Below are 1,021 nucleotides of genomic sequence, written 5' to 3'. Positions count from 1 at the left end.
GGAGCCCACCGGGTCCACCCGACCCGTCGGGACCACCGGCGCGTCTTCGGCGTCCGTGCGGGTGGTGACGTGGAACGTGCTGTGGGACCGGTACGACGGTGACCGCATCAACACCGCGCGCCGCCGTCCGCTGCTGTTCGCCGCACTGGCGGCGTCCGGTGCGGACGTCATCGCGTTGCAGGAGGTGGAGCCGGACCTGCTCGCCGCGCTCCTCGCCCAGCCGTGGGTGCGGGCGGGGTACGCGCTCGACGTCGACCCGACCGGCCCGGACGTCGACCGCACGGGGTTGGTGGTGCTGAGCCGGTTGCCCGTGCTGGAGGCCGGGCGGTTCCCGCTGGGCGCGCACAAGGCCGTCAGCGCGGTGGTGGTCGAGACCGGCGACGGGCCGCTCGTCGTCGCGGCCACCCACCTGACCAGCGACCACACCGCGCACGGCGCGTCGAAGCGGCGGGGTCAGCTCGCGCGCGTCGCGGAGGCGTTCGCCGGGGTGGAGGGCGAGGTGGTGCTGGTGGGCGACTTCAACGACGGCGGGCCGCGCCCGGCCGCGGCGCTCGGGATGCGCGACGCGTGGTCGGAGGTGCGCGACGAGCGGCCGACCTTCGACCCGGTGGTGAACCCGCTGGCGGCGGTGTCGTCGCTGTCCGGTCGGCCGGGGCGGTTGGACCGGGTGTTCCTGCGCGGCCGGCTGCGGTGCGTCGAGGCGGACCTGCTGGGTGACCGGCCGGTCGACGGCCTGTTCGCCTCGGACCACTTCGGGGTGGTGGCGCGGGTGGAGCGGGTCGTGCCGCCGGGTGACGTGCTCGACTCGCCGCCGACCCCGCGCACCGCCGTGGTGTGGCTGCCGGGGCCGTGGGAGGAGGTCGAGCGGGTGCGCCGGGAGCACGATCCCCGGGCGGACCGCTGGCCGCCGCACGTGACGCTGCTGTTCGGGTTCGTGCCGGAGTCGGACTTCGACCGGGCCGTGCCGCTGCTGGCCTCGGCGGTCGCCGCCGTGCCGCCGTTCGCGGTGCGGGTGGAGGGC

General features: G+C 76.6%; 1 protein-coding gene. It reads left to right on the top strand.

From position 1 onward, the window contains the following. Positions 1-1,021 (top strand): endonuclease/exonuclease/phosphatase family protein (locus AB0G02_RS42195; protein WP_360806800.1); only part of this gene is annotated, 1,021 nt, incomplete at both ends.

The sequence above is a fragment of the Actinosynnema sp. NPDC023658 genome (assembly GCF_040639995.1).
GTDB lineage: Bacteria > Actinomycetota > Actinomycetes > Mycobacteriales > Pseudonocardiaceae > Actinosynnema.
The sequence above is the reverse complement of the archived record's forward strand: the minus strand, read 5'-3'. Positions and strand labels throughout refer to the sequence as shown.